This is a genomic window from Streptomyces sp. NPDC014882, from assembly GCF_043081325.1.
Taxonomy (GTDB): domain Bacteria; phylum Actinomycetota; class Actinomycetes; order Streptomycetales; family Streptomycetaceae; genus Streptomyces.
Window position 1 is genome coordinate 1 of sequence record NZ_JBIBWL010000007.1, and the last position, 16,157, is coordinate 16,157.

The 16,157-nt window shown below is 73.7% G+C and carries 16 protein-coding genes; 4 read left to right on the forward strand and 12 right to left on the reverse strand.

The features are described from left to right. Positions 1 to 91: 91 nt before the first annotated feature. The gene (locus ACF09K_RS17795; protein ID WP_392244560.1) at positions 92 to 1,552 is read right to left on the reverse strand and encodes a serine hydrolase domain-containing protein; all 1,461 of its coding nucleotides are present in this window, start codon (positions 1,550 to 1,552) and stop codon (positions 92 to 94) included. Between the two features lie 97 nt (positions 1,553 to 1,649). Here ACF09K_RS17795 and ACF09K_RS17800 point away from each other — a divergent pair, with 97 nt between their 5' ends. Then, positions 1,650 to 2,621, forward strand: a complete 972-nt coding sequence (locus ACF09K_RS17800; protein ID WP_392244562.1) for an LLM class F420-dependent oxidoreductase — start codon at positions 1,650 to 1,652, stop codon at positions 2,619 to 2,621. A gap of 247 nt (positions 2,622 to 2,868) precedes the next feature. On the opposite strand, the gene ACF09K_RS17805 is transcribed toward ACF09K_RS17800, so the two are convergent. The 3 genes from ACF09K_RS17805 to ACF09K_RS17815 form a co-directional block, all read right to left on the reverse strand. Then, the gene (locus tag ACF09K_RS17805) at positions 2,869 to 3,363 is read right to left on the reverse strand and encodes a DUF6328 family protein (protein WP_392244564.1); all 495 of its coding nucleotides are present in this window, start codon (positions 3,361 to 3,363) and stop codon (positions 2,869 to 2,871) included. 81 nt (positions 3,364 to 3,444) lie between these two features. Next, positions 3,445 to 4,428: an aldo/keto reductase gene (locus ACF09K_RS17810; protein WP_392244566.1), complete on the reverse strand. Its 984-nt coding sequence runs from the start codon at positions 4,426 to 4,428 to the stop codon at positions 3,445 to 3,447. A gap of 117 nt (positions 4,429 to 4,545) precedes the next feature. Further along, positions 4,546 to 5,790 carry an FAD-dependent monooxygenase gene (locus ACF09K_RS17815; protein WP_392244567.1) on the reverse strand — a complete coding sequence of 415 codons (1,245 nt, stop codon included), beginning with the start codon at positions 5,788 to 5,790 and terminating at the stop codon, positions 4,546 to 4,548. 256 nt (positions 5,791 to 6,046) lie between these two features. On the opposite strand from ACF09K_RS17815, the gene ACF09K_RS17820 reads away from it, so the two are divergent. Beyond that, on the forward strand, positions 6,047 to 6,499 hold the full coding sequence (locus ACF09K_RS17820) for an SRPBCC family protein (protein WP_392244569.1): 453 nt from the start codon (positions 6,047 to 6,049) through the stop codon (positions 6,497 to 6,499). A 15-nt stretch (positions 6,500 to 6,514) separates the two neighbouring features. On the opposite strand, the gene ACF09K_RS17825 is transcribed toward ACF09K_RS17820, so the two are convergent. The 7 genes from ACF09K_RS17825 to ACF09K_RS17855 all read right to left on the reverse strand — a co-directional run bounded on the left by ACF09K_RS17825 (position 6,515) and on the right by ACF09K_RS17855 (position 12,613). Beyond that, entirely contained in the window at positions 6,515 to 7,222 is a 708-nt protein-coding gene (locus tag ACF09K_RS17825; RefSeq protein WP_392244571.1) for a ribonuclease H, read from the reverse strand. Between the two features lie 49 nt (positions 7,223 to 7,271). Beyond that, entirely contained in the window at positions 7,272 to 8,270 is a 999-nt protein-coding gene (locus ACF09K_RS17830; RefSeq protein ID WP_392245077.1) for an MASE1 domain-containing protein, read from the reverse strand. A 59-nt stretch (positions 8,271 to 8,329) separates the two neighbouring features. Then, a complete protein-coding gene (locus tag ACF09K_RS17835; protein WP_392244572.1) occupies positions 8,330 to 9,229 on the reverse strand; it encodes a PP2C family protein-serine/threonine phosphatase in 900 nt (299 codons plus the stop codon). A gap of 284 nt (positions 9,230 to 9,513) precedes the next feature. Continuing rightward, complete coding sequence (pgm, locus tag ACF09K_RS17840) at positions 9,514 to 11,154, reverse strand: phosphoglucomutase (alpha-D-glucose-1,6-bisphosphate-dependent) (protein ID WP_392244574.1); 1,641 nt, start codon at positions 11,152 to 11,154, stop codon at positions 9,514 to 9,516. Between the two features lie 106 nt (positions 11,155 to 11,260). Continuing rightward, a complete protein-coding gene (locus ACF09K_RS17845; protein WP_392244575.1) occupies positions 11,261 to 11,608 on the reverse strand; it encodes a PRC-barrel domain containing protein in 348 nt (115 codons plus the stop codon). 227 nt (positions 11,609 to 11,835) lie between these two features. Further along, positions 11,836 to 12,153, reverse strand: a complete 318-nt coding sequence (locus ACF09K_RS17850) for a hypothetical protein (protein WP_392244577.1) — start codon at positions 12,151 to 12,153, stop codon at positions 11,836 to 11,838. A 283-nt stretch (positions 12,154 to 12,436) separates the two neighbouring features. Beyond that, a complete protein-coding gene (locus ACF09K_RS17855) occupies positions 12,437 to 12,613 on the reverse strand; it encodes a hypothetical protein (protein WP_382786834.1) in 177 nt (58 codons plus the stop codon). Between the two features lie 199 nt (positions 12,614 to 12,812). Between ACF09K_RS17855 and ACF09K_RS17860 the strand changes: the two genes are divergently transcribed. Next, positions 12,813 to 13,481 carry a lysophospholipid acyltransferase family protein gene (locus ACF09K_RS17860; protein ID WP_392244579.1) on the forward strand — a complete coding sequence of 223 codons (669 nt, stop codon included), beginning with the start codon at positions 12,813 to 12,815 and terminating at the stop codon, positions 13,479 to 13,481. Positions 13,482 to 13,856: 375 nt separating this feature from the next. Here the strand turns inward: ACF09K_RS17860 and ACF09K_RS17865 are convergent, their stop codons facing one another. Then, positions 13,857 to 14,888 carry a LacI family DNA-binding transcriptional regulator gene (locus tag ACF09K_RS17865; RefSeq protein WP_392245079.1) on the reverse strand — a complete coding sequence of 344 codons (1,032 nt, stop codon included), beginning with the start codon at positions 14,886 to 14,888 and terminating at the stop codon, positions 13,857 to 13,859. 342 nt (positions 14,889 to 15,230) lie between these two features. Here ACF09K_RS17865 and ACF09K_RS17870 point away from each other — a divergent pair, with 342 nt between their 5' ends. Next, the gene (locus tag ACF09K_RS17870; RefSeq protein WP_392244581.1) at positions 15,231 to 16,157 is read left to right on the forward strand and encodes a carbohydrate ABC transporter permease; all 927 of its coding nucleotides are present in this window, start codon (positions 15,231 to 15,233) and stop codon (positions 16,155 to 16,157) included.

Sequence of the window (16,157 nt, forward strand, 5' to 3'; positions counted from 1 at the left end):
CGCGTCCGACAGGATCAACTCGGCCTTCGGCCGCCCAGTACGCGCCACCCCGCAACCCTACACATCTGACCAGAACTCCTGACTCAGAAGACTAGAGCCCGTCGGGCGGGACCGGGCCGCGCGGCGCGCGCATCCTGCGCAGCGGGCCGCCGTGCAGCGGCCGGGTGGCCCAGTGGGCGGTGAAGGTCCCGTCCGCGAGGGTGCAGGTCACCCGGAGCCGGTGCGGGGTCTCCAGGAGGACGAGGTCCGCGGTGAGGGTGTCGCCGTCGCTCCAGCCGCCGCTCGCCGCGAGGGGCACGGGTTCCTCGGCCACGGTCCAGGCACCGGTGCCCAGGCGCGCCGCCGGGCGGTCGTCGCCCTCGGCGAGGACCAGCGTCCAGCCGTCGCCGTCCGCCGTGACGGTGACGCCGGTCAGGCTCGGCCGGTCGGCGCAGACACCGCCGTACGGGGTGAAGGCGGCGTCCCGCCACCGGTCCGGGTGTTCGGGCGGCGCGGGCTTCCCGGGGGCGGGCGGGAGGGCGAGGCGGGCGAGACGGTCGGCGAGTGCCGCGTCGGCGTCCCGGGGGCCGGGCAGCGGGGCCGGGCGGAACGCCGGCAGGAGGTGTTCCCAGACGAGGTCGAGCAGGCCCTGCATGTCGGGGGTCGCCGCGGTGGTGGCGACGACGGCGTCGTGCTCGGGCAGGACGAGGCAGAACTGGCCGTAGGCGCCGTCGCCGCGGTAGCCGTGCCGGGACCGCCAGAACTGGAGGCCGTACCCGCGGTCCCAGTCCTGCCGGTCGGCGTCGCCCATGGCTCCCGCGGTCGGCACGTGCGCGCGGGTCGCCTCGGCGATCCACTCGGGCGACAGCACCCGGCGCCCCTCCCAGCGGCCCTCGTCCAGGTACAGCTGCCCCAGCCGGGCGATCGCGTCGGTGGTGCCGTGCAGTCCGCTGAATCCCAGCTCGCGGCCGGTGCGGTCGGCGAGCCAGGCGACCTCGCCGAAGCCGAGCGGGTCCAGCAGCCGGGGCCGCAGGTAGGCGGTGAGGGACCGGCCGGTGACGCGCTGGAGGATCGCGGCGAGGGTGTAGGTGGCGGGCTGGTTGTAGGCGAAGACCGTGCCGGGCTCGCGGTCCGGCGGCAGCAGCAGGAAGCCGCGGACGAGGTCGTCGCGGTCGAGGGCGCGGGCCCGGTCCAGGGTCTCGGCCTCGTGCCCGCTCGTCATCGACGCCACGTGCCGTACCCGCATCGCGCGGCTGCGGGGGTCGGTGATGTCGGCGTCGAGCTCGGGGAAGTACGAGATCACCGGGTCGTCGAGCCCGATCAGCCCCTCGGCCACGGCGAACCCGGCGGCCGTGGAGGTGAAGCTCTTGCTCAGCGAGTACAGCAGGTGGAGGCGGTCGGGCGCGTACGGCGCCCACCAGCCGGCGGCGACGACGCGGCCGTGCCGCAGGACCATGAGGCTGTGCGGCTCGATGGCCCCGGCCGCCTCGACGGCGTCGAGGAAGGCGAGGACGCCCGAGGCGTCGACGCCCTGGGCGGACGGGGTGCCGGAAGGCAGGGGACGGGCACTCATGCCCGTATCCTGCCCCGTTCGCCGGGCGGACACCGAGGGGATTTCCCGTCCCGCCCGTGGTCCGTTTCCTCCCCGTCCGCCGGGGGACCCGGCCCCCATGGTGCGAATCGGATACACGATGATGACCGAGCAGGCCGGCCCCCGTGAACTGGTCGGCCATCTGGTGCGTGCCGAGGAGGTCGGCTTCGACTTCTCGGTGACCTCGGACCACTACTTCCCGTGGCTGCGGTCGCAGGGGCACTCGCCGTACGCGTGGAGCGTGCTGGGCGCCGCCGCCCAGGCCACCTCCCGCATCCCGCTGATGACCTACGTGACCTGCCCCACGGTCCGCTACCACCCGGCGATCGTGGCGCAGAAGGCGGCCACGATGCAGCTGCTGTCCGAGGGCCGCTTCCGGCTGGGGCTGGGCTCCGGGGAGAACCTCAACGAGCACGTGGTGGGCGGCGGCTGGCCGCCCGTGAACGTGCGGCACCGGATGCTTGAGGAGGCCGTGGAGATCATCCGCGCGCTCTTCGAGGGCGGCCACGTGACGCGTCACGGCACGTACTTCGACGTCGACTCGGCCCGTCTGTGGGACCTGCCCGACCGGGCGCCGGAGATCGGCATCGCGGTCTCCGGGGAGCAGTCGTGCGCGCTCGCGGGCCGCCTCGCCGACCTGGTGATCGCCACCGAGCCGAAGCCGGGGCTGCTGGAGGCCTTCGACCGGCACGGCGGCGCGGGCAAACCGCGCGTGGGCCAGCTGCCGGTCTCCTACGACCCCGACCGGGACACGGCGGTGAAACGGGCGCACGCCCAGTTCCGCTGGTTCGGCAGCGGCTGGAAGGTGAACTCCGAGCTGCCGCACCCGGACTCCTTCGAGGCGGCGACCCAGTTCGTCACCCCGGACGACGTGGCCGCGTCGATCCCCTGCGGCGACGACCCGGACGCCTTCGTCGAGGCGGTCCGCCCCTACGCGGAGGCCGGGTTCACCGAGGTCGCCCTGGTGCAGATCGGGGGCGACGCGCAGCCGGCGTACCTGGACTGGTCGGAGAAGACGCTGCTGCCGGCGCTGCGCGAGGCCTTCGCCTGACCCCGCGCGCCCGGCGCACCCCGTGCGCCCCGCGCCGGCCCGCCGCCCCGCGCCCGTCGGCGCGGTCCTCAACCGGCGTGACGGGCGCGGGCGGTGCCGGGGTCGTGTCGAGGCCCCGCACGGGACCCGCGTGCCGCACACTGCGCCCCGGCGTCGCGCGGCCGGGGCGCGGAGACGCCGGACGGCGGCGGTACGGGCGGGCCGTCCGTACGGCCGTCGCCCGTGCCGCCGCCGTCCGGCGGGTCCCTCAGCGGGAGGTGTAGCGGTGCCGGGTCCACATCGGGATGCCGAACCAGAACAGCAGGTACCAGGCGACCACCGCGGTGACCAGGTAGGGCACGTAGCCGTCGTGGGTCGCCACCCGCAGGATCAGCAGCAGGGCGGAGGTCATCGTGGCGAGCAGCAGCACCAGGCCGGTGAAGGTCATCCGCGAGGCCCAGGTGACCGCCTCGGGTTTCACCCGCCGTCCGGAGACGAGGCGGTGCAGGGAGACCGGGCCTATCAGGGCGCCCGTCGCGCAGGCGCCCAGGACGACCGTGACGATGTAGATCGCGTGCTCGGTGTCCCCGAGGGTCGCGTAGCGCGGGGTGAAGACGACCGTGAGCAGGAAACCGAAGAGGATCTGCACGCCCGTCTGGGCGACGCGGACCTCCTGGATCAGCTCGCCCCACTTCCGGTCGGCCCTCTCCTCCTCGGTCTCGTCACGGCCTCTGCGACGCTCGTCCCCCACTGCGGTGCCCACGTGTCCTCCCCGGTTCGAGTGAATGTTCTCCCGGCGAGTACCCGCTGATCGGCGTTTTCCTCCGCCCGATCGCGGTCCGGGCTACCAGCGGCCCTCGACCTGGTCCTTGATCCGCCGCTCGTACAGGTCCCCGATCGCCGCCAGGGTCTCCCCGGACAGCTCGGGCAGGCGGGCGGCGGCCGCGTTGGCGCGGGCCTGTTCGGGGGAACGGGCGCCCGGGATCACCGTGGTCACGCCGGGCTGCTGGACGATCCAGCGCAGTGCGAGCTGGGCCGGGGTGTACCCCTCGGGGGCGAGGGCGGCGAACTCGGCGGCGGCCTCGACGCCGGTGGCGTAGTCGACGCCGGAGAAGGTCTCGCCCTGGTCGAAGGACTCGCCGTGCCGGTTGTAGGTGCGGTGGTCGTTCGCCGGGAAGACGGTGTCCTTGGTGTACTTGCCGGACAGCAGGCCGGAGGCGAGCGGTACGCGCGCGATGACGCCGACGCCGGCTTCGCGGGCGGCGGGCAGCACCTCGCGCAGCGGCTTCATGCGGAACGGGTTGAGGATGATCTGCACGCTGGCCACGCCGGGCCGGGCGATCGCCGTGAGGGCCTCGGCGCAGGTCTCCACGCTGACGCCGTAGTGGGCGATGCGCTCCTCCTCCACCAGGGTGTCGAGGGCGTCGAAGACCTCGTCCGTGGAGTAGACGGGGGTCGGCGGGCAGTGCAGCTGCACCAGGTCGATGCGGTCCACGCCGAGGTTGCGGCGGGAGCGGTCGTTCCAGGCGCGGAAGTTGTCGAGGACGTAGTTCTCGGGGATCTGGTCGACGCGGCGGCCCATCTTGGTGGCGACCAGCACGTGCAGGTCGGGCCGGCCGCTCAGGAAGGCGGCGATGGTCTGCTCGCTGCGGCCGTCGCCGTACACGTCGGCGGTGTCGAAGAAGGTGACGCCCGACTCGGCGGCCGCCTCCAGTACCGCCAGGGCCTCCTTGTCGTCGACGTCACCCCAGTCGGCTCCCAGTTGCCAGGTGCCGAGACCGATGACGGATGCGTGCTGACCAGACCTGCCGAATTCGCGCTCGTCCATGGGAGCAGTCTGTCACCCGTGACGGCCGGGTGCGGAACCGGCCGGTCCGCTCCCCGGGCCGGCCGGTCCGCTCCCCGGTCCGGCCGACCCCCTCTCCGGTCCGGCCGGTCCGCCCGGTCACCTGCGGTTCGCCTCCGGGCGGGGCCGCTCGCGGGCGGCCGGGGTCCTGCTCTGCGCGGTCCTGGCGAGCCGGGGGCCGAGCCGGCGCTTGAGGCGGCGCAGGGCTTCGAGCCGTCCGGCGGCCTTGTCGAGCCGGTAGTACAACTGGGGCGGCACGTAGGGCAGCAGGGGCGAGTGGCGCTGCCCGAGCAGGGCGAACATCCGCTCCGGGGGGAGGTCGATGTAGCGGTCGAGGTTCTCGTACCACCGGGCGCTGTGCCGGGCGGCGCTCTGCGGGACCAGCAGGGCAGCGGTGCGGTCGCGCTCGTAGCGGGTGAGCGCCTGGGGGACGCCGGGGCCGTCCCGCAGGGCGTCGGCGAGCGCGAAGGCGTCCTCCAGGGCGAGGGTGGTGCCGGCGCCGATGGAGTAGTGGGTGGTGTGGGCGGCGTCGCCGAGCAGGACGACGTTGCCCCGGTGCCAGGTGCGGTTGGTCAGGGTGCGGAAGGTCAGCCAGGCGGCGCCCCCGTCGCCGTGGGCGCGGCCGATCAGGGGGTGTCCGTCGAGGACGTGGGCGAACAGCTTCTCCAGCCGTGCCGTTCCGTCGGCGTCCCGCGCGCGGTCGAGGCCGAGGCCGGTCCAGGTCCCGGGGGAGCACTCGATGACGCACGTGCTGCGTTCGGGGCCGAACGGATAGCCGTAGCACCAGATCCAGCCGTGGCCGGTCTCCACGAAGGCGAAGGTGAAGGAGTCGAAGACCTTGGTGGTGCCGAGCCAGACGTAGGGGTTGCGGCCGGGTGTCAGACGGGTGCCGAAGTGCCGGGCGTGACGGGTGCGCAGGGCGCTGTGCACGCCGTCGGCCGCGACGACCAGATCCGCCTCGGGCACGGTGTCGGGGGTGATCTCGCGCTCGAACTCCAGGCGTACGCCGAGTGCGCGGGCGCGGGCGGCGAGGATCTCCAGGAGCTTGTGGCGGCCGATGCCGTGGCCCTCGTCGCCGGGCTGACGGGTCACCAGGTGCCGTACGTGGGCGACGCCCTGGTTCCAGCGGACGGAGTTCTCCTCGACGGCGCGCGCCGACTCGGGGTCGCGGGCGTGGAGTTGGTCGAGGAGTCCTCGCCAGTAGGTGACGCCCCAGCCGTAGGTCGAGCCCTCCGGGTCGCGTTCGTGGACGGTGATGTCGTGGGACGGGTCCTGCCGCTTGAGCAGGATGGAGAGGTACAGGCCGGCGGGCCCGCCGCCGACGCAGGCGACCTTCACGCGCACTCCCGGAGGTGACGAAATGCGATCGATTCGCTACGCAAGGTAGCAGCAGGCGCGGCCGGTCACGGCGGGGTCCGCCGCGTGATTCCGTCGCTTCCCCCGCGCGGGCCGCACCGCGGGTGGGGTGGTCGCGCGCGGCGGACCCGCTCGGCCGCGCCCGCGCCACGCCTTCGACTCCGCCCGGCCGCGGGCGGATTGGCCCCCGGGGCCACGGGTACCCGAGCGCCACGTATCCGACGAGAGCGAGGAGGAGACGACCGTGACGCAGGTCGAGGAATCCATCGAGGTCAGTGTCCCGGTGCACACGGCCTACAACCAGTGGACGCAGTTCGAGACGTTCCCCGAGTTCATGGGCGGGGTGGAGCGCGTCGAACAGCGCACGGCCACCCTCACCCACTGGGTCACGGACGTGAACGGCGTGCACCGCGAGTTCGACGCCGAGATCACCGAGCAGATTCCGGACGAGCGGGTCGCCTGGACGACGGTGGCCGGCGAGGCCCGGCAGGCCGGCGTGGTGACCTTCCACCGCCTGGACGACGTCCGCACGAAGGTCATGCTGCAGCTGGACTTCGAACCCGAGGGTCTCGCCGAGACCGTCGGCGACAAGCTCGGCTTCGTGAAGCGGCAGACCAAGGGTGATCTCAAGCGCTTCAAGGAGTTCATCGAGGAGCGCGGTCACGAGACCGGCGGCTGGCGCGGCGCGGTCCTCTGACCGGCACCGCCGCGGTCACCCGGCGGCCGCCGTGCGGCAGTCCGGGTGGCCCCAGCCCTGGTCGTTCTTGGCGATCTGTTCCCCCGCCGCGTAGGGACGCCCGCACACGCAGCGGCCGGGGAACTTGGCTTTGATCGTGCGGGCGGACGAACCGCCGGGCCGCCGGGGCGACGTGCCCCCGGCGGCCTTGCGGCGTGCGCCGGACTTCGCGGGGACGTCGGGGGCGGGGGGCGGTTCGGGCGAACCGAGGGCGCTGCCCGCCGGTTCCTGGACGACCGCCGCCCGGCTGGCGGCCCGGTCCGCGAAGTCGTTCAGCTTGTCGCCGTCCACCTGGTGGGCGGGCACGTAGCGGAAGTCGACCGTGCGTCCGTCGAGCAGTTCGTCGATGCGCACGACCAGGTCCTGGTTGGCGACCGGCTTGCCCGCGGCGGTCTTCCAGCCGTTGCGCTTCCAGCCGGGCAGCCACGTGGTGACGGCCTTCATGGCGTACTGCGAGTCCATGCGGATCTCCAGCGGTACGGCGGGGTCGACCGCCGCCAGCAGGCGCTCCAGGGCGGTGAGTTCGGCGACGTTGTTGGTGGCCTTGCCGAGCGGGCCCGCCTCCCAGCGGGCCGGGGCTCCGGATCCGTCGGCCATCACCCAGGCCCAGGCCGCCGGACCGGGGTTGCCCTTCGAGGCCCCGTCGCACGCGGCCACCACTCGTTCACGCATGCGCACGATCATGCCATGCCCCCGGAAGGGGCCGGTCCGGGGCCCGGGTGCCGCTCCGGTCCTAGGGTTCGCGGCGCGGATCGTCCTCCGGCGCCTTCTGGGGCCGGCCGTACGGCGGGTCGCCCGCCGTGAGGTGTTCCAGGACCTCGACCAGCTCCTGGCAGGCCCGTTCCACCGAGCGGCGGGTGGTGCGCTGTTCGGTGATGACGGCCGAGAGCAGCAGGGCGGTCAGGGCCATGGTGCCGTTGAAGGCCTGGAGTTTGCCCATGACCTCCGTCTGCGAGAGGTTCGCGAAGGGGCCGGTCCCGTCGGTGGCCGCGACGGTGGCGAGGACCGAGGTGAACAGGGCGCACAGCATGCTGCCGGCGAGCTGGAAGCGCAGGGCGGTCCAGATCAGCAGCGGGTAGACGAGGAAGAGCAGGCTGACGGAGCTGTTGGTGGCCAGGGGGATCACCACGAGGGCGATGACGGCCAGGCCCGTGGCCTCCTTCCAGCGGGTCAGGGACGGTGGCAGGCGGGCGGCGTGCACGGCGAGCAGGACGGGCGTGACGATGAGGACGCCCATCGCGTCCCCGACCCACCAGGCCAGCCAGACGGGCCAGAAGGCGTGCGCGGCCAGTTGGTCGGTGAGCACGAGGGCCCCGACTCCCACGGTCGAGCTGACCAGCATCGCGGTCAGCGCCCCGAGGAACACCAGGGCGAGACCGTCGCGCAGGCGGGCGAGGTCGTTGCGGAAGCCCACCCGGCGCAGCATGAGGCAGGCGAGGACGGGGGCGGCGGTGTTGCCCGCCAGGTTGAAGACGAGGGCGGGGTCGGGCGAGGTGATCGACAGGATGACGAACAGCGCGCCGAGCGTGATCCCGGCCCAGCAGCGCAGTCCGAGGACCAGCAGGCAGGCCACGGCGACGCCGGAGGGCGGCCAGATGGGGGTGAAGATCGCGCCCTCGACGACGAGCTGCCGCAGCAGTCCCAGTTTTCCGGCCGCGTAGTAGCAGGCCGCGACCGCGGCCGTCTCGGCGGCGAGGACGGCCGGCCGGCGCAGATCGCTGGTACCCACCACAGCAGCCATCAGACACCGGGCCCGTGCCCACGGCGAGGCGGGGGGCGCGGGGACCGGCCCTATGGCTGAACGCGCCGGTCCCGTTCGCCGCCGCCCGCGCCGCCGCCCGCGCCGCCGGCAACCCTGCCGTCAGCCCTCTCGTCCGCGCCGTCGTGTCCGACGACCAGGACGGCGGCGTCGTCCTCGTGTCCGACGCGTTCGGCGCCCTTCATCACGGCAGTGGCGAGGGCGGGGGCGTCCAGGCCGGCGACGGCGGCGACACCGGCGAGCCGTACGACCTGGCCCAGGCCCTCGTCGACGCTCATCGAGGGCCCCTCCACGACGCCGTCGGTGAGCAGGACGAACACCCCGCCCCGGGTGAGCCGGTGGCGGGTGACCGGGTAGGTCGTCCCCGGCAGGACGCCGAGGGGCGGGCCGCCCTCGTCCTCGGCGATGCCGGACCTGCCGTCCGCGGTGGCCCACACGCACGGGATGTGACCGGCCCGGGCGCTCTCCAGCACGCCGGTCGCCGGGTCGAGGCGCAGGAAGGTGCAGGTGGCGAAGAGGTCGCCGCCGAGGGAGAGCAGCAGGTCGTTGGTGGCGGCGAGGAGTTCGCCGGGCTCGCCGGTGACGGAGGCGAGGGCGCGCAGGCAGACGCGGACCTGGCCCATGAAGGCGGTCGCCTCGATGTTGTGGCCCTGGACGTCGCCGATGGACAGGCCGATACGGCCGTCGGCCATCGGGAAGGCGTCGTACCAGTCGCCGCCCACGTTGAGGCCGTGGTAGGCGGGTGCGTACCGGACGGCGAGCCGGTAGCCGCGTGCGGTGGGCAGTTCCCTGGGGAGCATGCCGCGCTGGAGGGCGATGGCGAGTTCGACGCGGGAGCGCTGCAGCTCCGCGCGTTCGCGCGCCTGGGCGGTGAGCGAACCGAGCCTGGCCAGCAGCTCGTCGCCGTCGTCCGTCGGGCGCTTGCGGGCCATGGCTCCCTCCGGAGAGGACGGTAGCCCCTTCGGGGCGAAACTCACCTTTTACGTTTATTGGATGATACCGACGGCTCGGTCATCCGGAGCGGTGAGCCGGGCGGCCGGCCGGGGAGCACACGCCGCAGCCCCTGACGCACCGGGGGTGCCGGGCGCCGCGGCGGCACCCGGCTTCCGCCCCGCCCTGCCTCGGGCCGTGACGTGGGGCGGGGCGGGGGCGATGCCGGGCGAGGTGAGGCGACGCCGGGCGGAGCGGGGAGACGCCGGGCGGCGCGGCGCGTGTGTCAGCCGCCGAGGGCCGTCATCACCACGTCCTTGGCCTCCTCCTGCACCCGGCGGAGGTGGTCGGGGCCCAGGAACGACTCGCCGTAGATCTTGTACACGTCCTCCGTGCCGGAGGGGCGGGCGGCGAACCAGGCGTTCTCGGTGGTCACCTTGATGCCGCCGATGGCCGCGCCGTTGCCGGGCGCCTCGGTGAGGACGCCGGTGACCGGCTCTCCGGCGAGCGTGTCCGCGCTGACCTGCGCGGGCGAGAGCCTGGCGAGCAGCGCCTTCTCCTCGCGGGTCGCGGGGGCGTCGATCCGGGCGTAGGCGGGCTCGCCGAAGCGGGCCGTCAGGGCCGCGTAGTGCTCCGAGGGGGTCTTCCCGGTGACGGCGGTGATCTCGGAGGCGAGCAGCGCCAGGATGATGCCGTCCTTGTCGGTGGTCCACACCGAGCCGTCGCGGCGCAGGAAGGAAGCGCCGGCCGACTCCTCCCCGCCGAAGCCGAGCGATCCGTCGAGGAGGCCGTCCACGAACCACTTGAAGCCGACGGGCACCTCGACGAGCCGGCGCCCGAGGTCGGCGGCCACCCGGTCGATCATGGAGGAGGACACCAGGGTCTTGCCGATCCCGGTGTGCTCGGGCCACTGCTCGCGGTGGGTGTAGAGGTAGGCGATGGCGGCGGCCAGGTAGTGGTTGGGGTTCATCAGGCCCGCGTCCGGGGTGACGATGCCGTGCCGGTCGGCGTCGGCGTCGTTGCCGGTGGCGATGTGGAAACGGTCCCGCTGGTCGATGAGCGAGGCCATCGCGTACGGCGACGAGCAGTCCATGCGGATCTTGCCGTCCCAGTCCAGCGTCATGAACCGCCAGGTGGGGTCGGTGAGCGGGTTGACCACGGTCAGGTCGAGCCGGTGCTCCTCGGCGATGCGGCCCCAGTAGGCGACGGAGGCCCCGCCGAGCGGGTCGGCCCCGATGCGGACGCCCGCGGCGCGGATCGCGTCCAGGTCCAGGACGGCCGGCAGGTCGGCGACGTACGCGCCGAGGAAGTCGTGGCGGCCCGTGCCGGGGGCGGCGAGCGCCCGGCGCCAGGGCAGGCGGCGTACGTCCTTCAGGCCGGCCGCGATGATCTCGTTGGCGCGGTCCTGGATCCAGGAGGTCGCCTCCGAGCCGGCCGGGCCGCCGCTGGGCGGGTTGTACTTGAAGCCGCCGTCACCCGGCGGGTTGTGCGAGGGGGTGACGACCACGCCGTCCGCGAGGCCGCTCGTGCGGCCCCGGTTGTGGGTGAGGACGGCGTGCGAGACGGCCGGGGTGGGCGTGTAGCCGTCGGCGGCGTCGATGAGCACCGTCACGTCGTTGGCGGCGAACACCTCGAGGGCGGTGACCCGGGCGGGCTCGGACAGGGCGTGGCTGTCGGCGCCCAGGAAGAGGGGGCCGTCGGTGCCCCGCGCGGTGCGGTACTCGCAGATGGCCTGGCTCGTCGCGGCGATGTGGTCCTCGTTGAACGCCGTGTTCAGGGAGGAGCCGCGGTGCCCCGACGTGCCGAAGGCCACCCGCTGCACCGGGTCGGCGGGGTCGGGGTGCAGCGCGTAGTACGCGGTGACCAGCCGGGCCACGTCGACGAGGTCCTCGGGGCCGGCCGGCCGGCCCGCTCGTTCGTGCTGCATGGTCCGTTCCTCCGCTGGGGTCGATCCGTCACTCCCGCCCCATCTTTCCTCGTCGGGGGGCCGGTCCGCGAGGGGGCCCGGCGCGCGGCGGCGGGCCGCGGGGCGGTCAGTGTCCCGAACCGTGCCGGCCGCCGAGCTGGTCACGGTGGCGGGGGTCGCCCAGGTGGGTGTCCACGTCGAAGACGGACGCCGCCCGCACCTCGTCCCTGGTCCGGGAGACCTGCACGATGCGCGCCCTGTGGTCGATGCCCATGACGGCGTCCGCCGGGAGCACCACGTCCTTGCCGAGGAACCAGACCCCGGTGCGCACGACCAGGAACTGCGGGCCGAGATCGGCCGAGTACTTGCTGACCTTGCCCACGTGGCCGTCCGTGGCGTCCACCTGGTAGCCGGTCAGGTCGTCGTCGGGTGTGTGTCCGGCGGTCGGGACGCTGTGCCCTCGGTACTCGTTCACGGGGTCCTCCCTGTCGTCGTGTCCTGGTTCCTGCGTGTGCCCGGTACGGCTCGCGGCAGACGTCCGGGTCTCTGCCCGGTACGGCTCGCCGCGGACGTCCGCGTGTCTGCCCGGTACGGCTCGCGGCGGACGTCCGGGAAACCGGTTCCGGCGTCCCCGCGCGCGGCAGGCCCCCAAGAGGGTTCCTCCCGGCCGCCGTTCGCGCGGGGCACGGCCCGGAGGCCGGGTCAGATGTCGGAGTCGATGCCCGTGACCGCCGCCGGGCCCAGCGGGGCGTCGCCCTCGTCCAGGCCGGACTCGCGCAGCGCCGACTGCGCGAGCCGCCGCGCGCTCTCCTCGGCGTGCGGCGCGCTGTCCGCCTCCACGGTCAGCCGGATGGTGAACGTGTCGTCGTCGTTCAGGGAGAGGGCGTCGAGGTCCTCGCTGTTCCCCATCTGCGTGCGGTGCGGGTCGGCGGGCCTGAGGGAACGGCCGATCCGGGCCCGGGTGTCCGCGTCGATGCCGGTGGTGAAGGTGCCGGGGACACTGATCACGTAGGTCGTCATGACGATCCTTTCCTGGGTTTCCTCCCCGCCTACCCCGAGTTCCGCCCGGCCATCGGAACGCCGCCACGCCTCCCCCTGCCGGCGGAGCGTTCCGGGAACGGAGGCGGGGGCGGTGCGGGGCGGTGCGGAGGGGTACGGGGCCGCTCCTCCGCGTCGCGGCCGGTCCGCCCGGCGGGCTCCGCCGCGCGGCACGGCCGCCGGACCTTCCCTTCCCCCTCCCCCGCCGCACACGTCGGCGGGCCCGCCCTCCGGGTCACGGGGGCGGGCCCGGCCACGGACGCCGTCAGTGTCTGCGGCCGCGCGCCGACCAGCCGGCGCCGATGCCGCCGACGTGGAGGGCGAGCAGGGTCAGGCCGAGCAGCATGATGTTGGTGGAGGTGAAGGTGTCGTTGGTGGAGATCTCCGCCGCGTTGATCAGAAAGGCGATGAAGAACGCCACGGCCGCGATGATGGCGAGCACGGGGTCCGTCCCTTCGGGTGGTGGGAGCCGGTGGCGGCCCGGTCGGGTCCGTCGTGGTGCGGATGCCCCGGACCGGGCCGTGGACACGGCCCAACTCGCGGAAGTCGTACGGGTGTCTGAGTAGCCGTACTCAGGCGCGGTGGCCGCGCCGCCACGAGACTGGGCTCACCCACCCGACCCCGACCGGAAAGGGCCCGCCGTGCTGACCCGTGCCGCCTCCGTCCTGGTGCCCTTGTTCGGACGCCTCACCGTGACCAGTGAACTGCGGATGCGCCTGTCCGCGGGGACCATCTTCGCCGCCAACCACGACTCCCTGGCCGATCCCGCGGTCGTGCTGGCCGCGCTGCGCGGGCTCGGTGTGGAGCCCGTGGTGATGGCGACCGCGGGACTCTGGCGGGTGCCGGTGCTCGGCCGGGCGCTGGCCCGCGAGGGGCACATCCCCGTCCACCGGCGCTCCGCGCGCGCCGCGCACGCCCTCGACGCGGCCGCCGAGGCGCTCGCCGGCGGGCGGCACGTCCTGCTCTACGGCGAGGGCGGGCTCCCGGACCGCAGGGACGCGGCGCCCGGGCCGCCGGAGGCCTTCCGCACCGGACTCGCGCGCCTCGCGCAGGTCTCCGGCGCCCTGGTGGTGCCGGTGGGCCACGTCGGCGCCCGGCGGATCTCCTCGGGTTCGACGGCCAAGCAGATGGCGGGCGCCCTCACGGCACCGCTTCGCCGCCCGCACTGCCACGTCCACGTCGGCGCCCCGATGCGGCTCCCCGCGGAGTCCCGCACCGGCACGGCGGCCGCCCGCAGCGCCGTCACGGTCGCCTGGCGCACGGCGGCCCGGGCGGTGGGCGAACGTCACCTGGAGCTGGACCTGGTGTAGGGGGCGGCCCGGCCCGACGCGCGGGACCTGCGGGACAGGCGGCAGCGGGGCCGCCGAGCAGGGGGCAGCACGACTGCCGGTCAGGGAGCCGCAGGGCGGCCGCACCGGGAGCCGCCGGACAGGGTGTCGCGCAGGACAAGCCCGACCGGGAGCAGCAGGAGAGCCGGGCAGGCAGGCGGCAGCGCCGCGGACAGGGCCCGCCCGACAGCGGGCGGCGCGCCCCGGGCAGTCGGCCTCAGTCCTCCCCCGGCCGGCAGCGCTGCCGGACCGGCGACAGCAGGACAGCCGGACCGGGAGCAGCAGGACAGGCGGCAGCGCCGCGGACAGGGCCCGCCCTGCACCCGGCAGCGGGCGGCACGCTCCGGACGGCCGGTCTCAGCCCTCCCCCGGGCCCCCGGCCGACGGCAGCGCCGACGGGCCGGTGCCCGGCGGCGGTGCCGTGCTCTCGCGCAGGACCAGCCGGGTCGGCACGAGGGTCGTGCCGCGCTGGGGGCCGTCGCGGCGCATCTTGCGCAGGACGGCCTGGACGCAGAGCCGGCCGACCTCGGCGAAGTCCTGGTGGAGGGTGGTCAGCGGGGGCAGGAAGGAGGCGGCCTCGGGGATGTCGTCGAAGCCGATCACGCTGACGTCCTCGGGGACGCGCCGGCCGCGCTCGTGCAGGGCACGCAGCAGACCGAGGGCCATCTGGTCGTTGGCGGCGAAGACGGCGGTGCACTCCTCGCGGGCGGCGAGTTCGAGGCCGGCGTGGTATCCGGACTCCGCCGACCAGTCGCCGCGGACGAGGGGCGGGACGGGGCGGGACGCGTCGGTGAGGGCTCCGCGCCAGGCGTCGGCCCGGCGCTGGGCGGCGAAGGAGTCCGCGGGCCCCGCCAGGTGCCACACCGTCGGATGGCCGAGGTCCAGGAGGTGTCGGACGGCGGTACGGGTGCCGCCCCACTGGTCGGTGTCGACGACGGTGTAGTGGCTGCCGGCGTCGGAGTCGACGACCACGACCTGGACGTGCGGCGGCAGCGTGACGACGGCCGCGTCCAGGAGATGGACCTCCATGATGACGATGACCGCGTCGACGGCGAGCTCCTCCAGGCGGGAGAACGCGCCGCGCACCTCGTCCTGGGTGGGCACGGCGACCGGCAGCAGCGTCACCGCGTAGCCCTCGGCGGCGGCGGAGGTGGCGATGGCGTCCAGGGTGCGCATGTTGCCGGTCGTGGACAGCGTGAAGGTGATGACGCCTATGGTGCGGAACTCGCCGCGCTTGAGGGCGCGGGCCGCGCTGTTGGGCCGGTAACCGAGTTCCTTCATGGCGGCGAGCACCTGCTGCCGGGTCTCCTCGTTCACCCCGGCGTAACCGTTGGACACCCGGGAGACCGTCTGGGAGGACACGCCCGCCAGGCGTGCCACGTCCGCCATCGAGGCGGTGGCCCGGCCGCGGCCACGACCGCGTCGCACCACGGCGTCCTGCTCCCGGGCGCCCCCTGCCAGGCCCACGGCCGCCCCGGCTTCACCCGCCGGGGCCCTTTCGGCCATCTCCACGCTGCCCCCTCTTCCTCTCGCCGCGGCTTCCGGGTCCCGCAGACGACCCTTGACCATGGTTATCGGGGCAGTGTAGACATGCCGCCATCAGATGTTTACGTAAACATAACAGCCCACCGGCTCTTCCGGATGGCTGATGTTTGCGTAAACATCGTGGCGATACGGACGGCACATCCGTACGGCACCGCCTGTTCCAGGACTGGATGAGCGAGGAACGACATGACGACGCTGCAACCGCCGGTGGCCGCCGAGCCGCGGCCGGCGCCCCCTCCGGCGAAACGGGACCGCCGCTCGTGGACGGGCTGGGGTTTCATCGGTCCCTTCGTGGCCGTGTTCGCCCTGGTCTTCCTGGCGCCGATCGTGTATTCGATCTACCTCAGCCTCTTCCGGGACCAGCTCATCGGCGGCAACCAGTTCGTCGGCTTCGACAACTACACGCAGGCGCTGCAGGACGACCAGTTCTGGGACTCGCTCGTGCGGGTGGCGCTGTTCCTGGTCATCCAGGTGCCGATCATGCTGGGCATCGCCCTGCTGGTGGCCCTGGCGCTGGACAGCGGCCGGCTCTACGGCAAGAGCTTCTTCCGCATCACGATCTTCCTGCCGTACGCGGTGCCCGCCGTGGTCGCCACCCTCATGTGGGGCTTCATGTACGGCACGAAGTACGGCCTGGTCGGTGACATCAACGGGGCGTTCGACGTCTCGCTGCCCGACCCGCTCTCCCCCGACCTGGTGCTGGCCTCCATCGGCAACATCGTCACCTGGGAGTTCGTCGGCTACAACATGCTGATCTTCTACTCGGCGCTGCGCGTCATCCCGAACTCGCTGTACGAGGCGGCGGAGATCGACGGTGCCGGACAGTTCCGCGTGATCACCGCGATCAAGCTGCCCGCGATCCGGGGCGCCCTGGTCATCGCGACGATCTTCTCCATCATCGGCAGCTTCCAGCTGTTCAACGAGCCGAACATCCTGCGGCCGCTGGCCCGCAACGCCATCACCACCGACTACACGCCGAACTTCTACACGTACTCGCTGTCCTTCAACGGCCAGCAGCACAACTACTCCGCGACGGTGGCCATCATCATGGGCCTGATCACGATGGTGATCGCCTACGTCGTGCAGCTGCGCGGCATGCGCAAGGGAGCGTGA

Bases quoted from the DNA above. Each gene is read 5' to 3' on its own strand.
- pgm (WP_392244574.1), bottom strand. From the start codon at position 11,154: ATGCAGCACGAACGAGCGGGCCGGCCGGCCGGCCCCGAGGACCTCGTC.
- ACF09K_RS17810 (WP_392244566.1), bottom strand. From the start codon at position 4,428: ATGGACGAGCGCGAATTCGGCAGGTCTGGTCAGCACGCATCCGTCATC.
- ACF09K_RS17825 (WP_392244571.1), bottom strand. From the start codon at position 7,222: ATGATCGTGCGCATGCGTGAACGAGTGGTGGCCGCGTGCGACGGGGCC.
- ACF09K_RS17835 (WP_392244572.1), bottom strand. From the start codon at position 9,229: ATGGCCCGCAAGCGCCCGACGGACGACGGCGACGAGCTGCTGGCCAGG.
- ACF09K_RS17870 (WP_392244581.1), top strand. From the start codon at position 15,231: ATGACGACGCTGCAACCGCCGGTGGCCGCCGAGCCGCGGCCGGCGCCC.
- ACF09K_RS17795 (WP_392244560.1), bottom strand. From the start codon at position 1,552: ATGAGTGCCCGTCCCCTGCCTTCCGGCACCCCGTCCGCCCAGGGCGTC.
- ACF09K_RS17850 (WP_392244577.1), bottom strand. From the start codon at position 12,153: ATGACGACCTACGTGATCAGTGTCCCCGGCACCTTCACCACCGGCATC.
- ACF09K_RS17800 (WP_392244562.1), top strand. From the start codon at position 1,650: ATGGTGCGAATCGGATACACGATGATGACCGAGCAGGCCGGCCCCCGT.
- ACF09K_RS17865 (WP_392245079.1), bottom strand. From the start codon at position 14,888: ATGGCGGACGTGGCACGCCTGGCGGGCGTGTCCTCCCAGACGGTCTCC.